This window comes from Haliea atlantica, from assembly GCF_054779855.1.
The window spans coordinates 1-16,502 of sequence record NZ_BAAGXL010000022.1 but is presented as its reverse complement, the minus strand read 5'-3'; the positions used below and the strand labels follow the sequence as shown (position 1 = coordinate 16,502).

Sequence of the window (16,502 nt, the reverse complement as noted above, 5' to 3'; positions counted from 1 at the left end):
CATGCCGGTCGGTTTGGGTTACCATGGCCGGAAGCTTTCGTTCGGGCTACCCACGAGGCAGGTACACCACGCATGTTGCAGCAAGTTGAAATCTTCCAGGGGCTCTCCCGCGAGGAACTGGATGCCCTGGCCGCGAGCAGTACCAGTCGGTCCTTTCCCAAGAACACCGTGGTCATTCACGAGAATGATCCGGCCGATTCGCTGTTCATCATCGAGAGCGGCAAGGTCAAGGTCTACTGCAGCGACAAGAACGGCAAGGAATTCATCATGAACACCCAGGGCGCCGGAGATTATTTCGGCGAGCTGGCCCTGCTGGATGATTCAGTGCGCTCCGCCTCGGTGCGCACGGTGGAGAAGAGCAGTTTCTGCATTATCTTCAAGGACGATTTTAACCGGGTACTCGATGAGCACCCCGGCATCGCCCGCAAGCTCATCGGCAATCTCGCGCAACGGGTGCGCAAGCTGACCGCGGACGTGAAGAGCCTGGCCCTTCAGGATGTCTACGGGCGGGTGGCCAATGTGCTGATGGATCTGTCGGAAGAGCGGGGTGACGGTACGCTGTTCATTCCCGAGAAGCTGACCCAGCAGGATATTGCCGACCGCGTTGGCGCCTCCCGGGAAATGGTCGCGCGCATCCTCAAGGATCTCACCATCGGCGAGTATATTCGCTTCGAAGGGCGCCATATCATTATCAACACGCGCCTGCCCGCGAAGTACTGAACCTCGCGGTTTCTCCGCTCCCGGGCCCCGGGGGCGAAGCCCAACCTCAAAGCAGGGTGCTAGGGCTCGTCCTTTGACCTGTCCCGCTCAACGGTGAGTCGCAGCCGGCCTTCCGCCAGCCGCGCCCGCAGGGTGTCTCCCGGGGTCACCTGCTCCGCCGAACGAACGACCTCGCCGCTCTCCGTCGTCAGTATCGCGTAGCCCCGCTGCAGCGTTGCCAGGGGGCTGACCGAGTCCAGCAGCTGCCCGACATGTGCCAGGCGGGTTCGCGCCCGCTCCAGACGGGCCTGCATCGCCCGCTGCAGCCGCTGTTGCAATGCGACCACGTCGCGTTGGTGCTGGCCGACCCGCTGGGCCGGATTGCGTCCCTGCAGTCTCTGCTGCAGCAAGGCGAGCCTGGACTGGTTCTGGCGCAGAGTTTGTCGCTGGGCGCGGATCATGCGCTGCTCCAGCTCGTCCAGGCGCTGTGCCTGCTCGCGCAACAGGGCCCCGGGGTGGCGCAGGCGCTGCTGCAGGTGGTTCAGCTCCCGGCCCGCATCGGCGAGTCGGCGCCGCATCAGGCCGGTGAGCTGTCGTTCAAGCTGGTTCAGTCGCGACAGCCAGGCCTGAGTGTCGGGGCTCAGCAGCTCGGCGGCCGCCGAGGGGGTGGGGGCCCGCTGGTCGGCGACCAGGTCGGCGATGCTGATGTCGACCTCGTGGCCCACGGCGCTGACGACGGGCAGGGTACTGGTGGCGATGGCCCGCGCCACGGATTCCTCGTTGAAGGCCCAGAGGTCCTCCAGGGAGCCGCCGCCGCGGGTGAGCAATAGCGCGTCCAGCGCCAGCTCCCCGGCAGCTGCCCAGCGGTTGGCCCGCGCCAGTGCCTCGACAATGGCAGGCGCGGCAGCCTCTCCCTGTACCGGTACTGGCAGCAGATAGACCCGCAGGCTGGGGCAACGCCGCCGGAGCACCGTCAGCACGTCGTGGATTGCTGCGCCGGTCGGTGAAGTGATCACCCCGAGGGTCTGCAGGTCGGCGGGCAGTGCGCGCTTGCGCGCCAGATCGAACAGGCCCTCTGCCTGCAGTCGTGCCTTGAGCGCCTCGAAGGCCGCCTGCAGGGCGCCGGCGCCGGCGTGCTCCATGTGTTCGACTATCAGCTGAAACTCGCCGCGGCCCTCGTAGAGGGACACCCGGCAGCGCAGGCGCACCGCCAGGCCGCTGGCGGGTTTCAGGCGCACGCGCTGGTTGCGGTTGCGGAACATCGCACAGCGCACCTGCGCCGCGCTGTCCTTGAGGGTGAAGTACCAGTGGCCGGAGGAGGGCGCGGCGAAATTGCCGATCTCGCCCTCCACCCAGATGAAGTCGAAATGGCCTTCGAGCAGGCGCCGGACCTCGCGGTTGAGCTGGGCGACGGTAAAGCTGGGAATTTCGGCTGGTCCGGGCTGACTGAACACGCTGGCTGGTTTACCTGAGGTGGGTCAAACACTTATAATTGCACGTTTAATTTCAGGCTGCCAGCCGGAGACGCCCCATGCTGCGAATTGCTCAGGAAGCCCTTACCTTTGACGATGTTCTGCTGCTGCCCGGGTATTCCGAGGTGGTGCCTTCCGCGGTGTCCCTGCGCACCCGGCTAACGCGAGACATCGAGCTGAACATACCCCTTGTTTCGGCAGCCATGGACACGGTGACCGAGGCTCGCCTGGCTATCGCCCTGGCCCAGGAGGGGGGGATCGGGATCATCCACAAGAGCATGACCGTGGCCGAGCAGGCCGAGGAAGTGCGGCGGGTGAAGAAGTTTGAAAGCGGTGTGGTGAAGGATCCGATCACTATCCAGCAGACCGCGACCCTGACGGAGCTGCGCGAGTTGACCGGGGCCCACGGGATTTCCGGGGTGCCGGTACTGGACGGCGAGGATCTGGTGGGTATCGTGACCCGCCGCGATACGCGTTTCGAGTCCGACCCCACCAAGCTGGTGTCGGAAATCATGACTCCCAAGACCAAGCTGGTAACCGTACGCGAAGGCGCCAGTGCCGAGGAAGTTCAGCGTCTCCTGCACCAGCACCGGATCGAGAAGATCCTCGTGGTAGGGGAAAATTTCGAGCTCCGTGGCATGATCACGGTAAAGGATTTTGACAAGGCCGAGAGCTTTCCCCTGGCCTCCAAGGACTCCTACGGCCAACTGCGCGTCGGCGCCTCGGTGGGCACCAGCGCGGATACCGACCAGCGCGTCGAGGCCCTGGTCCGCGCCGGCGTGGACGTGCTGGTGGTGGATACCGCCCACGGGCACTCCCGCAACGTGATCGACCGCGTGCGCTGGATCAAGCAGAACTTTCCCTCTGTCCAGATTATTGGCGGCAATATTGCCACCGGCGCCGCGGCGCTGGCGTTGGTCGAGGCGGGCGCCGACGGCGTCAAGGTGGGCATCGGCCCCGGCTCCATCTGCACCACCCGTGTGGTCACCGGTACCGGCGTACCCCAGATTACGGCTATCGCCAATGTGGTCGAGGCCCTGGCGGGGCGCGAAATTCCCATCATTGCCGACGGCGGTGTACGCTTCTCCGGTGATATCGCCAAGGCACTGGTCGCCGGCGCCCACTGCGTCATGATGGGCAGCATGTTTGCCGGTACCGAGGAAGCCCCCGGTGAGGTGGAGCTGTACCAGGGGCGGACCTACAAGGCCTATCGCGGCATGGGCTCCCTGGGTGCCATGTCGCGCACCCAGGGTTCCTCCGATCGCTACTTCCAGGATGCCAGCAAGGGCTCCGACAAACTGGTGCCCGAGGGCATCGAGGGGCGCGTCCCCTACAAGGGCCCCGTGTCCGCGATCATTCATCAGCTCATGGGCGGCGTGCGCTCGGCCATGGGCTACACCGGCAGCCACACCATCGAGGACATGCGCACCCGTCCCGAGTTCGTCAAGGTGACCGCCGCCGGCATGTCCGAGAGCCACGTCCATGACGTGTCGATCACCAAGGAAGCGCCCAACTACCCCATCCGCTGAGGCCAGACCTGCCCATGACCGCCGATATCCACGCCAGCCGCATCCTGATCCTGGATTTCGGCTCACAGTACACCCAGCTGATCGCGCGCCGCGTGCGCGAGATCGGTGTGTACAGTGAAATCCATGCCTACGACCTGGACGAGGCGGCCATCCGCGACTTCGCCCCCAGTGGCATTATCCTGTCCGGGGGGCCCGAGTCGGTCCCCGCAGAGGGCTCGCCCCGCGCGCCCGAGTGCGTCTTCCAGCTCGGCGTGCCGGTGCTGGGGATCTGCTACGGCATGCAGACCATGGCCGCCCAGTTCGGTGGTACCGTGAGCGCCTCACCCACCAGCGAGTTCGGCTATGCCCGCATTCGCGTGGTCGGCCAGGGTAGCGGGTTGCTGCACGATATCCGCGACCACCTGGACCACGACGGCAGCGGCCTGCTGGACGTGTGGATGAGCCACGGCGACAAGGTCAGTGGCCTGCCCGAGGGCTTTGAGGTCATCGCCGAGACGGACAGCTGTCCGATCGCCGGCATGGCCCACAGGGAAAAGCCCTTTTTCGGCATTCAGTTCCACCCCGAGGTGACCCACACCCTGCAGGGAAAGCGCATTGTCGAACACTTCGTGCTGGAGCTCTGTGGCTGTGACGCCCTGTGGACGCCGGCCAATATTGTCGAGGACGCCATTGCCCGGGTCCGCGACACCGTGGGCAGCGACAAGGTGCTGCTGGGCCTCTCCGGCGGGGTCGACTCCTCGGTGGTGGCGGCGCTGCTGCACCGCGCCATTGGCGATCAGCTGACCTGCGTATTCGTCGACAACGGTCTGCTGCGCCTGCAGGAAGGCGACCAGGTGATGGATATGTTCGCCCGCAACATGGGGGTGAAAGTGATCCGGGTCAACGCCGAGGCGTTGTTCCTGGGCAAACTGGCGGGTGTCGACGACCCCGAGGCCAAACGCAAGATCATCGGCAATACCTTCATCGATGTCTTCGACGACGAGGCCACCAAGCTGCAGGATGTCAACTGGCTGGCCCAGGGCACCATCTACCCCGACGTGATCGAGTCCGCCGGCGCCAAGACCGGCAAGGCCCACGTGATCAAGTCCCACCACAATGTGGGCGGCCTGCCCGAAACCATGAAGATGCAGCTGGTGGAGCCCCTGCGCGAGCTGTTCAAGGACGAGGTGCGGCGCATCGGCCTGGAGTTGGGCCTGCCCTACGACATGGTCTACCGCCACCCCTTCCCGGGCCCAGGCCTGGGTGTGCGGATCCTCGGTGAGGTGAAGAAGGAATACGCCGACCTGCTGCGCCGTGCGGATGCCATTTTCATCGAGGAGCTGCACAAGGCGGACTGGTACCACAAGACCAGTCAGGCCTTCGCGGTTTTCCTGCCGGTGAAATCCGTCGGCGTGGTCGGCGACGGTCGCCGCTACGAGTGGGTGATTGCCCTGCGCGCCGTGGAAACCATCGACTTCATGACCGCCCGCTGGGCACACCTGCCCTATGACCTGCTGGAAACGGTGTCCAACCGGATCATCAATGAGATTTCGGGGGTCTCCCGGGTCACCTACGATGTTAGCAGCAAGCCGCCGGCGACGATCGAGTGGGAATGATTCCACGTCTGGCACTGGCTGGCATTCACAAGCAGTAAACCCCTATTAACCCATTGATATAAATGGGTTTTTCTTTATTTTTCCTGGCAATGTCAGGCACTCCCTAGCACCCTCAAGCAAACTTTTTTCATGGTATTTTTGATGGTATTGTTCGAACTGATGCCGCGACCTCAAAGAAATACCATGCCATGAGTTTTGCAGTAGTCATGGTATCGAAAATCACTAACATGCTGATATTAAAGGAAATATAGGCGAAAAATACGGCATGTTTGATCATGGTATTAAGGACGAGAAAAGGAGGATTAGCCATGCTGACCGATACCAAGCTTCGCAACCTGAAGCCTCAAGACAAGCTCTACAAGGTCAACGACCGAGACGGCCTTTACGTAGCAGTCACACCGGCAGGGACAATCTCTTTTAGACATAACTACTCCATCAGCGGCCGTCAGGAGACGTTGACCATCGGTCGATATGGCAGTGGCGGTATCACACTGGCGGAAGCGCGGGAACTGCTGAGCGAAGCAAAGAAAATGATTGCAGCCGGCAAATCCCCGGCCAGAGAGAAAGCGCGCGACAAATCGCGCGTGAAGGATGCCGAAACATTCGGGGCATGGGCTGAAAAATGGTTGCGCGGCTATCAGATGGCTGACTCGACACGCGACATGCGTAAATCGGTCTACAACCGCGAGTTGAAAAAGCGCTTCAGCAATCAGAAATTATCTGAGATCACACATGAGGATCTCCGGGCAGTGACCGATGCCATCGTGGAAAGAGGCGCACCAGCAACAGCCGTCCACGCTCGAGAAGTGGTATTACAGGTTTATCGGTGGGCGATCGAGCGCGGACAGAAAGTTGAAAACCCCGCTGAAATGGTTCGCCCCAACAGTATCGCCAGATTCGAACCCCGAGACCGCGCCCTGAGTCCTGCCGAAATTGGTCTGATGTATCGGTACATGGATCGAATCGGGACCTCGCCGCAATATAGAGCCGCAATCAAGCTGCTGTTATTGACCATGGTCAGAAAATCCGAGTTGTCCAACGCCACCTGGGAAGAGATCAATTTTAGCGAGGCACTCTGGACGATCCCGAAACAGCGTATGAAGCGACGAAATCCACATTTGGTGTTTCTGTCTCGCCAGGCACTGGATATCTTTATCGCACTGAAGACCTTTGCCGGTGGCTCTGAATTTGTGCTTCCCTCGCGGTATGATTCCGACTTGCCTATGAGTGCAGCGACTTTGAATCGCGTTCTTGCCCTGACGTATCAGGCTGCACAAAAGGATGGTGAACAGCTTGGTAAATTTGGTCCGCACGATCTGCGTCGCACAGCCAGCACCTTATTGCATGAAGCAGGCTACAACACTGATTGGATTGAAAAGTGTCTTGCCCATGAGCAGAAAGGAGTAAGGGCAATTTACAATAAAGCCGAATACCGGGAGCAACGGGCGGCGATGTTGCAAGACTGGGCTGACATGATTGACGAGTGGACTAGCGTGAAACGTTAATGGGGATCCCTGGCCGGATAGGTTGATCTTCAGACTCTTTGCGCGATTCGATCCACTTTTCCACCTCGGCCAAGTCCCAGGCGACATTGCGGCTTGTCAGCACGATTCTGCGCGGAAAGTCGCCTCGTTTCTCCATATTGAAGATGGCGCGATCCGAAAGCGGAATCATAGCCAGTAATGTTTTTCGATTGATTAAAGTCTTTCTTGGTCGAGTAGGGTGTCCGTCATCCATTGCTTCTCACTCTTGCTCCGGACCGCACGTGTCAGAGTCTTAGGCTTGCCAAAAACTAAACGTTAGCACCGTGCAAATCATTTTGGCAAAAGAGAATGTTTAGCAATGTGATAAACAATTACTGCATCAGGATGGGGCGACGGACTTAGGAGTGTTGCCGTGACAGCGTCATTCACCATATTTGCGCTGCATTCGATCACTCGAAATTATTGTTGCTCGTGTCTCTGGGCCGGCTGGGAAAACTCAGACCACCTCCCCCTTGAAGACAATGACTCCACAGATTGTCGCTTCTTCATCCACTTCGATAATGCGATTCGGCCAGTCAGGGTTGAGCGCCTTCAGGTACTGCTTGCCCTCTTCAATAATTAACTGTTTGAACGTGGCTTCATTGGATTCATCGAGTCGAACAACCACGTACTTTCCGTGGTCAGGTGAAACATTGGGGTCAACAAAAATCAGGTCGCCCTCATGAAACTTGGGTTCCATACTGCTACCGCGAACCCTAAGTACAAAGGATTCAGGACTACAGCACACCGGGCAGGGTAAAAGCTCCGCACCGTAGGCCGGCACGAAACTTTCAGAAATCTCATACCAGTTCCCCGCTTGAACCCAGGATATCAGCGGGTGGAGACTGCGCAAATCCGGGCCGTCGTGGGCGTTGTGTTCCTCTTGTCGTGCCCCGTCCGCATGGGGGGTATCCATCCATCCTTGGTCTTTATTCATGGCCTTTTCCAGTTTCTCCGCCAGCTCATCTCCAATAGAGCGGGGCGTTCCTTTTTTGGTGGGGAGCTGGTTGCGCACCTGGCTGAGGTAGGAGCTATTGGTCCCAGCCGCGCGCGCCAACTTGGCAGCTGACCCCGCTTCGGCAATCAGAACCTCAAGATTGTGGAGCCGGATCTGGTTAAGTTTTAGCGTCATGCGAAATACTTTAGCAGATAATTTAGCAGGATGCTAAGCAAAAACGTGGTGCTTGTCGTTGCCCGATGATTCGCACGGTGCTAATGTTTTTACGCATGGAGCTAAAGGACTTTCTCAAAGTGGCAACCAAGCGGGAGCGGGCCGACGTCGCTGCGGCGTGTGGCGACTCAGTCTCCTACTTGTATCAGATTGCCGGCCAGCATCGATATGCCAGTCCATTGATGGCGACGCAAATCGAGCATTACACCCGTACTGTGGCGGACCTTTCGGATGGTCGACTGGAGCCTGTGCCTCGGGCGAGCATGGTTCGACATCCAGAGATTTTCTACGGCGTCGTGCCTGAATCGGGTGCACAAGAAGCAGGTGGTAACGATGACGCCTGAGAGATCGCCATCCGCCCACGAGATCACCCGTGTAGACGTCACTCGTATCCACCATTACTCCCGCAATCCCCGCCGGCAGCAGAACCCGGAATACGATCGAATAAAGGCGTCGATCCAGGCTGAAGGCCTGGATCAACCATTGGTGCTATCACAGGAGCCGGGGGCTGCTGATTATGTGCTCCACAGTGGCGGCAATACACGGCTGAGGATACTGAAGGAGCTTTTGGACGAAACCGGCGATGAGCGATTTCGCTGGATTGATTGCGTCGTCAAGCCCTGGTCGCAAGAGTCCAATGTACTTTTTGCCCACCTCCGGGAAAACGAATTGCGCGGCGGTTTGCCTTTCATCGATAAAGCGTTGGCCGTATTCGAAGCAAAGAATCTCCTCGAAAGCGAGATGGAGGTTGAGAGCCTGTCTCAGCGCCAACTGGAAGAGTTGTTCAGAGAGAGAGGTTTCGGGCTCAGCCACAGCATGATTTCCAAAATGGGATATGCCGTTGAGACCTTGTGGCCATTGATGCCAAAAGCCTTGGCTGCCGGATTGGGTCGGCCACAGGTGGAAAAGATCCGAGCCCTTGAACGCGCTGCCCGAGCGATCTGGGATCGTCGCCAATTGGGGGATAACACCGTTTTCGATGCGATCTTTGCCGAGTTGTGTCGCCGTCATGATGGCGCCGAATGGGACATTCAGCCACTGCGCGATGCATTGGAAAATGAGATCGCCGTGGAGTCCGAACTGAATCGCCAAGTGATTCATCTGGAGATGGAGGCGCAACTATCGGGCCGCGCATTCAGCCTCCCCGCTCATACCGAAGAGGCTACAGAACCGGGGGCTGACAGGGACTCGGAACACCCGGAGCATTCTGATAGTGGGCCGTCATCGAATACGACGACATTGGAAAAGCAGCCCGCTGACATCGATTCACCGACGAGTGGTCGCGACAAAAGCAAAGACCAACCGAACATGCCGGCTGAGTTGACCTCTGCGCCGAATTCCCAAAAAGGTGGTCAACAAAGAAATCTTGACGTTTTGCGGAGCCAGTTGTGGGACTGCGCCGTAACCTTGGCGGTATCCCACGGACTGCACGAGACAGTCATTCGTCTGCCGGATCAGGGCTTGGGCTTTCTGCTGATTGATGTGCCTTCACTGGAACTGCGGGAATCCATTGACCAGGACATGCTGGATTTAGTGTCCGCACTCTGGTGGCAGTTGGCTGCAAGCTCAGAGTTAACTGTCGCTCCCACTGACATTGTCCTGGCCTACCTTGATAAAGACTCGCCCCTATACCAGGCCTTGGCATTCCATGATGCCGGTTTGCTCTTTGGCAGTGTCTGGACGCCTGATCCCGGCCATCTCAACAGCCAGCTCTGGCAACAATTGAACCCGCCAGACTGGCAGCGTCTGCTGCAAATGATGGAATCCTACCGGAGCATTAAACGGTTAGCTTTCGATACCGGGGTCGAGCTTTGGGCGCAACAAGGCGGTGAAAGCGATGTCGTCCAATAAGGAAGCCGACCTCACCACCGCCGTGCTGTTGTACGCCATGCGCTGTCTGGCAGAGGGGGATCAGCAGGCATTGCGCGCCATGAACTTTGGCCCCAAAGAACTGGACGCCCTGAAAGAGATGAATCTGGCCGATCTCTATCGGGCCGATGCACTGCGTGTGCACTGTCTGCAGATTGGTCTCAATCGTGATGTTTTTTGGCCGATGCTCGATCACCTGCGTCATCAGCGGGAATCTGAGGATCTGCAGCGAACATTGCTGGTCGCGGACGCACCGTTAGAGATGATGCAGCAGCTGTTTGGTGTGAGTTCTCGGGAGTACACGCGATGGCGCCGATTGTTGACGCTGGCGCCGGCCGTGGGCCGGCCTCCCGAACTGAATGAAACCGATACCCACGCGCTCTGGTATGCCTGGCAGGATAAGGTTCAGGCGGATGACAAATCCACATTAACTGCAGAGGACTATCTCGACCTACAGCAACAGACAGGCATTGGATTGCGATCGATTTGGGCGCTGGTGCAGCGTTGGGAAACCTACGGTGAGGGAAGCAGTGCCGCGACGTCCGGGCGGGTTGTCGAGAATGGCCCATGATGCGGATGCGCTGCGACCAGAAACTGTTGCTCTCGACGCTTTAATCAAGGCAACTGTTGCCAAGGTTCGTGCCCAGAGTGATCCATCGTTACCGGATGCCATGTTGTTCATGGGGAATTGGCATCAGGCCGTGCCGGCCATGGTCATCCAGGACCCGGTGTTGGAACCCGTCGATAAACTGGTATGGATGGTTATCATGCTCCATGCCAGGGAGACTGGAGGACGAACGGCGTTCCCCGATTACGATACCATTGCGGCTAAAACCAACGTTTCCTCAACCTCCACTGTCTCTCGCGCTATTGCCATTCTGCGCTTGACGCGTTGGCTAACGCTGTGTGCCAGAGTGCGTCAAAAAAGCGGCCGTTTCACTGGCAATGTCTACAGTCTTCACGATGAACCCCTGCCTCTGGTCGATGCCCTGTACCTGGATGAGTCCTACATGGCATTCGTCACCCAATCCCAGGAACATCATCACGCCCGCGTCCGGCGCGTGGCGCAAGCTGTGTTGGAGAGTCTGGATAAGGACATTCAGAATGGCGAGTCGTTAGGACGGAAGGAGTCAACTATTGAGCGTCGACTGCAGGCCGCCCAACAATTGTCAGATTCCAGCGGAAACCACAGCAAAAGCGGTCGTTATTTTACCTTTCACGCCGCGACTATCGGGAAACTGAAAAATTCGTCCGGGGCCTGCGCATCAGCACAATCCGTCCATGACCAAAATTCAAAGGCGGAGGAAAAGGAACACTACAGTAGTCGTTGTAGTAGTCATTATAAAAAAACAACTACAACAACCACTACACAAAATACAAACCATGAAGAGAAAACATTTTCTGAATCCAATCCATCAGTCCCGTCGGTGACAGAGCGAGCGCTGATCTATCCGCCGCGCTTGTCGGAGAACCAGAAACACCTGGCGGACAGGTATCTTGCCATGATCGATCTTGATGATCGGCAGTTGGTGCTCGACGAACTTCAGGGTCGTCTGGAGTCTGAGCAAAAAGGCATGAAGCCGGTTTATGACGAGCTGCGGTTCTTGCATTCGCTGTGCAAGGCGGCACAACAAGGCGAATTTGTGCCCAACCTCGGGATCAAGGTGGCCGAGGCAAGACAAGATCGGGCACATCACGTACCACCGCCAGAAAACGAAGAACAGAAAACTAAAGCGGCTGAAGAGCGAGCACGAAACCAAGCCTATGGGCGTGAGCAGCTGGCCAAGTTACGAGCATCATTGAATATGGATAAATAGCGCGACCGCCCGTTATCACACACGATGTGACACCCCACCGTCGTTACTTCCCCGCACTGTTTCCACTGGAACCATCTGATCGCAACAACACAAAACACTGCATCAGTCGGATGGATATTCCGTGGTGTCATTTTCCCATTCGTGGATTCATAGCACGTCAGAGTTGATCTTGAAGGGAATGACGCAAATGAATTCAGACGCAGAGCAGTCACACGAGAGTACAGCCGAAAATCAAAACGAGTCAGTGCCAGGCGCCCTGCAAGGTGAAGTCTGGTTGACGATTCAGACCTATCAGGCCCAGAGCCTGATCCGCGGCCGCCGTGCAGTCGATGGCAAGCCTGCCATTATGGGATTGATCGGTTTTGCAGATCGGCTGAAGTCGCTATGGCAGGCCGTCCGATTCGACGACCCTTATGCCGACTGGTGGTTGCTCAAAGTGGAAGAGGGCGTTGCCGATATCCGCGCACAGCTGCAGGAATTGCAGCAAAGTATGGACGCCCTTATCACTGAATCCAACAGTGCTCTCGAATTCACTGTCGCGCAATCGAGTCGACCACAGCGCGTATCGTTACAGTTCGCTAACCCCTATGCCTTTCGCGCAGCACAGTTGCTGGGCGAGTACGACCGGTTGATGTGCGCAGACATGACGTTGCATCACTTAGGTCTCGACATGCCCACTGACCTCATTGAGCAGGTGTCGGCTAGTGGGCGATGGGTGCGCCGGGTGTTTGCGTTGCCCCAGGGGTATCACTGCCTGGACGTTCGTCGCTCCGATATCCGGCAGGGAACACCGGCAGCCATCAAAGCGAGAGAGCGGATGGGCGAGATTCCCCAGGACATCCTCAATGGTGAGCGGTTGCCGTCTCTGCGTCCCCTGGCATTTCAACAGCTGAATAGCAACGCCATCGCAGATTCTGACGAGGGCTGAACGCCGTGGCCACCAGCACGCTTCAGCAGCTCGTCATCTCACTCGATACGCGAATTCCACTCGAAGCGATGGTGCTTCAGCGTCTACGCCGCCTGCCTAACAGCAGACAAAACGAGTGGTTGCGGCAGCTGTTGCTGGTGGGATTTCGAAGCGAGTGTCAGGCCATCAGATCTGAGCAAGCGCTGCCGACACACGCAATGCCTATGAGTCAGCCGTGTACATCCACCCAGACACACGGAAGTCGCGGAGCTGGTTCCGTCCAGCCGCGAACAACCGAGACGATGGTCGATCACGCTGCGCGGTCACCTGGCAGCCCACCCAACGACGAACGCGCCAGGCTTGCTCCCCCAAACGACACCAGAAAACCCTTTACGCACCTGAGACGAGTGATCGGTGAGTAAAGACATCTAACCCTGATATCAGGAATCGCACCATGACAGAACTGACCGATGAGAAATTTTCTGACGAAGACAAACCACCCGTGACCACTAATCCCATGGCGGTGGGACAGGTGGGTCTCGATGACGGCTATGCCTATACCAAAGTGGCGTTACCGGATGGTCGCCTCCTGGCGGTGCCTTCGCGGGCACGCATGGGATCGGCCGGTGTCACCTGGATACGGGATGAGGAACAGAAAATTTTTGAGTACGAAACCGGTGGCAGTGTGTATTCCGTCGGTGCGGTCGATGGTGAGCCCACTCAATTCGATGAATACCCGGGCTCGGCCCTGAATCGGGTGATCGTCCAGCATGCACTGCAACAGGCGGGTTTGTCGGGCCGATCCGTCCATGTGGTGACGGGGTTGCCGGTCTCCGCCTTTTACCGCAACGATGGTCAGCAACGACGACGAGCGATCCAGGCAAAAAGGGAGGGTTTGAAATTGGCGGTTGAGCCTGTTGTTGCCAGAAAAGCATCGCAAAGGGCAGCGCAACAGGGGCTCCTAAAGGTGAGCATCGCCTTTCATGAAGTTATTCCGGAGGCGCTGGCTGCCTGGTACGACTATGTGATTGTTATGACCGATGATGATGGTGTGACGTTGGACGCGGATCGCGTCAACGCGCCCATCGCCATTGTCGATATCGGTGGCCGCACCACGGATTATGTGGTGGTCCAGGACCAGGGCATTGTGCACGGTTCTTCGGGCTCTCTGAATCGCGGCATGCTGAACGTCAAGATTCGCGTGGCGAACCGTATACAGGAACAGTTCGATATCAACGAGCTCGGCGAGCAGAGTATCAGTCGGGCCGTCGATACACATCGGTTGCGTTTGCATGGCAAGGATCACGATGTCTCGGCCATGGTGGCGGAAGCAAAACGCGAGTTGGTGGAGCGACTCTATACCGAAACCCGCCGCAAGCTTGGACTCGGTGTGGAGTTGGATCGTGTGCTGTTCGTCGGCGGTGGCAGTGCTGCGTTAGCCGCTGATATTGCCAACTGGTTTCCCAATCAAATTATGGCCGAGCATGCCGCTTTTGCTAACGCAAGGGGCATGCTCAAGTACCTGCAGTTTGTCTGCGACGCCCCGGTGAGGGAGGGGTAACGACTTTGTACGTGGCCACTGCGGTCTCAGTGGCAAAGAAGATGTCAGCGGATTGTGCAAGTGACATCGCGGTTTTACCGTCAATCCAGTGTCAGGGCTTGCCCTGATTTTACTCACCCTGCCGGGAAACACCTTCCCGCCAGGGAATCGTGTTCTCCGGCTTTCCATTATGTTCAAGGAGAAACTGTTATGACCAGTAGACAAACTACCCCTGAAAAACCGAAGTATTTCGATCTTGATATCCACGGCATCGGTTACCTCAACCGGGTTCGCGAAGTAACACCCGAGAATGGGCTCCCCTTTCTCAGTGTCACCATCGCGGCGCTACGAGGGCCAGCCGACAACGTTCAGCACACGCATTTCGAGTGCGTGGTGGTGGGTGAAGAGGCGAAGGACCTGGTGCGTCAGCTAATGCCTGCGGTGGAAGCTGAATTTAAGGTGCTGGTGGGTTTTCACCTCAGTGATTTGCAAGCCGAAACCTTCATCTTCAAAAACGGTGATCGAGCCGGTACGACGGGCATCAGCCTGAAGTCCCGGTTACTGCGGTTCCAGTGGATCAAAGTTGAAGGTCAGCCTTTTCCGGCACCTGCGTCTGCGAGCCACAACGCCGTAGCCTGACGACCAAAACTGATCGCATCTGTTGATGCGCTCAATCTTTCAACCCAGCGAGGGAGATTCTCCCTTGCCGGGCAGGTCTCCTCGACTCTTCAAGGAGACCGCTCATGGCTTCCAAATCCTCACCCTCCCGGGTGATTCCTAAAAACCGTTTTGCAGCCATTCGCATGGCGTCGTTGAACGATCCTGAAAAGCAATCCCTGCTGCAGCTGGCCTTTGCGATCTTGCAGGACCTGCACCAGCCGGGCCTGGAGCTACCGAGCCCCAACCACACCCGTGATTACTTGCGGATGTTGTTGGCTGAACGCAAAGCGGAAGTCTTTGGTTGTGTGTACCTGGATAACCGGCATCGGGTAATCGAAGCCGCAGAGTTGTTCCAGGGAACCATTGATGGTGCCTCGGTGTACCCCCGCGTGGTGGTGCAACAGGCGCTAACGCTTAACGCGGCAGCGGTGATGTTTTTTCACAATCACCCGAGTGGTGTCGCCGAGCCCAGTCACGCGGACGAAGCGATTACCCGGCGCTTAAAAGAGGCGTTGGCACTCGTTGATATTCGTGTACTGGATCACTTTGTGGTCACGGTGGGGGAATCAGTTTCCTTCGCCGAACGCGGATTGCTGTAACGCCATTTACTTAACCCATTGGGGAGTCTTCTTCCCCAATGGGAAGGAGGTGCTCCCTGAATTTCCTAATTCATTTCTCCAGGGAGAAACCTTATGAAAAATTCAGAGCACAAGTCGTTGGAAGATGTCTTCGGTCCTGTTGTCGCAAGTTACAGTCGTGCACAGGCTATCGAGGATGGCGTCCTGATCGATGTTACCGCTATGGCACGTGAGGCTGGCTTCAAATGGCCAGTCGCACTTACCCACACCGCTTGGTGTGATTGCGTTGCCTGGACAGAGCGGGATAACCGCTTTCAAGTGCACCAGGACGAGTCTGGCCGTTTGTGGGACGTGCTGTTTATGGCGTTCTACGCCATTCGAACGGCTACTGCTCCTGGTGATCGGTTGCTGTTCTCGTTGTACCGCGTGCCGAAAGACGGGCATTCGACAGAAGCCGGCGAGGTGAGTTTGAAACTGATGGTTGGCCCCGGTGATGCCGGTGAACCGGTCGTCACGATCATGCTGCCCAACGAAGATTAATGTCGCCGATCGAATCGGCTCCTTGCCCTGGCCACTTGGGATAAAGTGGCACCCCCATTTCATTAAAATGCCGATGCATAGTTCGTTGTTCGTTGAGAACCTTGCCAGTCGCACTTATTCGCTGATCGTGCGCCGACACTGTTTATTCACGACCTTTTCGATCCGTTGCAGCGCGGGATATTTCCCGTACAACGTTTCAAACTTTTCTCTCGTCGGCTGCAGGTGCTCCAACAGACTGGCAGCAACATCCTGCACCTGGCCTTGTAGAAACCGAGCACGCAAACCGCATTGTTGCGCCAGGTCATCCCAGTGCTTTGTGGAAACGATGCCTGGATTTCTTTCATTGCCAACGGAAAATGCCAGATGATAGTCAATACGTTCAATGGCCCGAGTGCAAACGAGATCATAAAAAGGGGCTAGCTGTATTTCGCCATTGGCCCGGTATAGCAGCGAAAGGTTTTTGGCATGACCATCTGAATTACCTGCCAGGACATTGAAAATCTGCCATCGCAGTAAATACTGCAGATCGTTGGCCGGATCACTAGCAGGCTGTTGAAAAACCCTGCTTCAGGGCAAGGTATTTGAGATAATGCCGGCGGCAA

At 57.6% G+C, this 16,502-nt stretch carries 17 protein-coding genes; 12 read left to right on the top strand and 5 right to left on the bottom strand.

Going from position 1 to position 16,502, the window contains the following annotated elements:
* Positions 1-72: 72 nt before the first annotated feature.
* Complete coding sequence (locus tag ACYVGS_RS14245; RefSeq protein WP_460589341.1) at positions 73-720, top strand: Crp/Fnr family transcriptional regulator; 648 nt, start codon at positions 73-75, stop codon at positions 718-720.
* A 59-nt stretch (positions 721-779) separates the two neighbouring features.
* Here ACYVGS_RS14245 and xseA read toward each other — a convergent pair whose 3' ends face one another.
* Positions 780-2,153, bottom strand: a complete 1,374-nt coding sequence (gene xseA, locus ACYVGS_RS14240; RefSeq protein ID WP_460589340.1) for an exodeoxyribonuclease VII large subunit — start codon at positions 2,151-2,153, stop codon at positions 780-782.
* 77 nt (positions 2,154-2,230) lie between these two features.
* Between xseA and guaB the strand changes: the two genes are divergently transcribed.
* The 3 genes from guaB to ACYVGS_RS14225 all read left to right on the top strand — a co-directional run bounded on the left by guaB (position 2,231) and on the right by ACYVGS_RS14225 (position 6,800).
* The gene (gene guaB, locus ACYVGS_RS14235; protein ID WP_460589339.1) at positions 2,231-3,700 is read left to right on the top strand and encodes an IMP dehydrogenase; all 1,470 of its coding nucleotides are present in this window, start codon (positions 2,231-2,233) and stop codon (positions 3,698-3,700) included.
* 14 nt (positions 3,701-3,714) lie between these two features.
* Entirely contained in the window at positions 3,715-5,295 is a 1,581-nt protein-coding gene (guaA, locus tag ACYVGS_RS14230) for a glutamine-hydrolyzing GMP synthase (protein WP_460589338.1), read from the top strand.
* Between the two features lie 308 nt (positions 5,296-5,603).
* The gene (locus ACYVGS_RS14225) at positions 5,604-6,800 is read left to right on the top strand and encodes a tyrosine-type recombinase/integrase (RefSeq protein ID WP_460589337.1); all 1,197 of its coding nucleotides are present in this window, start codon (positions 5,604-5,606) and stop codon (positions 6,798-6,800) included.
* Here the strand turns inward: ACYVGS_RS14225 and ACYVGS_RS14220 are convergent.
* Together ACYVGS_RS14220 and ACYVGS_RS14215 are read right to left on the bottom strand one after the other, a co-directional pair.
* The gene (locus tag ACYVGS_RS14220; protein WP_041366655.1) at positions 6,784-7,032 is read right to left on the bottom strand and encodes a helix-turn-helix transcriptional regulator; all 249 of its coding nucleotides are present in this window, start codon (positions 7,030-7,032) and stop codon (positions 6,784-6,786) included. The two genes, ACYVGS_RS14225 and ACYVGS_RS14220, sit on opposite strands and share 17 nt — an antisense overlap.
* 243 nt (positions 7,033-7,275) lie before the next feature.
* Positions 7,276-7,950 (bottom strand): LexA family protein, encoded by a 675-nt coding sequence (locus ACYVGS_RS14215; RefSeq protein ID WP_460589336.1) that lies wholly within the window; start codon positions 7,948-7,950, stop codon positions 7,276-7,278.
* A 270-nt stretch (positions 7,951-8,220) separates the two neighbouring features.
* Here ACYVGS_RS14215 and ACYVGS_RS14210 point away from each other — a divergent pair, with 270 nt between their 5' ends.
* The 8 genes from ACYVGS_RS14210 (at position 8,221) to ACYVGS_RS14175 (ending at position 15,900) form a co-directional block, all read left to right on the top strand.
* Positions 8,221-9,840: a ParB family protein gene (locus ACYVGS_RS14210; RefSeq protein WP_460589335.1), complete on the top strand. Its 1,620-nt coding sequence runs from the start codon at positions 8,221-8,223 to the stop codon at positions 9,838-9,840.
* Positions 9,827-10,429 carry a DUF2857 domain-containing protein gene (locus ACYVGS_RS14205; RefSeq protein ID WP_014704087.1) on the top strand — a complete coding sequence of 201 codons (603 nt, stop codon included), beginning with the start codon at positions 9,827-9,829 and terminating at the stop codon, positions 10,427-10,429. The genes ACYVGS_RS14210 and ACYVGS_RS14205 overlap by 14 nt, the downstream gene beginning before the upstream one ends.
* The gene (locus ACYVGS_RS14200; RefSeq protein ID WP_460589334.1) at positions 10,419-11,675 is read left to right on the top strand and encodes an STY4528 family pathogenicity island replication protein; all 1,257 of its coding nucleotides are present in this window, start codon (positions 10,419-10,421) and stop codon (positions 11,673-11,675) included. Before ACYVGS_RS14205 ends, ACYVGS_RS14200 begins: the two co-directional genes overlap by 11 nt.
* A 187-nt stretch (positions 11,676-11,862) precedes the next feature.
* On the top strand, positions 11,863-12,603 hold the full coding sequence (locus ACYVGS_RS14195; RefSeq protein ID WP_460589333.1) for a PFL_4669 family integrating conjugative element protein: 741 nt from the start codon (positions 11,863-11,865) through the stop codon (positions 12,601-12,603).
* Between the two features lie 433 nt (positions 12,604-13,036).
* Positions 13,037-14,143 (top strand): plasmid segregation protein ParM domain-containing protein, encoded by a 1,107-nt coding sequence (gene parM / locus ACYVGS_RS14190; RefSeq protein WP_460589332.1) that lies wholly within the window; start codon positions 13,037-13,039, stop codon positions 14,141-14,143.
* Positions 14,144-14,332: 189 nt separating this feature from the next.
* Positions 14,333-14,761, top strand: coding sequence for a DUF3577 domain-containing protein (locus ACYVGS_RS14185; RefSeq protein ID WP_460589331.1), 429 nt, complete (start codon positions 14,333-14,335; stop codon positions 14,759-14,761).
* Between the two features lie 104 nt (positions 14,762-14,865).
* A complete protein-coding gene (locus tag ACYVGS_RS14180) occupies positions 14,866-15,381 on the top strand; it encodes a Mov34/MPN/PAD-1 family protein (protein WP_460589330.1) in 516 nt (171 codons plus the stop codon).
* Positions 15,382-15,474: 93 nt separating this feature from the next.
* Positions 15,475-15,900 (top strand): DUF6573 family protein, encoded by a 426-nt coding sequence (locus tag ACYVGS_RS14175; RefSeq protein ID WP_035230335.1) that lies wholly within the window; start codon positions 15,475-15,477, stop codon positions 15,898-15,900.
* Between the two features lie 114 nt (positions 15,901-16,014).
* Here ACYVGS_RS14175 and ACYVGS_RS14170 read toward each other — a convergent pair whose 3' ends face one another.
* Both ACYVGS_RS14170 and ACYVGS_RS14165 read right to left on the bottom strand, forming a co-directional pair.
* Positions 16,015-16,389 (bottom strand): HipA domain-containing protein, encoded by a 375-nt coding sequence (locus ACYVGS_RS14170; RefSeq protein ID WP_460589448.1) that lies wholly within the window; start codon positions 16,387-16,389, stop codon positions 16,015-16,017.
* Positions 16,317-16,502 (bottom strand): hypothetical protein (locus ACYVGS_RS14165; protein WP_460589329.1); only part of this gene is annotated, 186 nt, incomplete at its 5' end. The genes ACYVGS_RS14170 and ACYVGS_RS14165, both read right to left, overlap by 73 nt.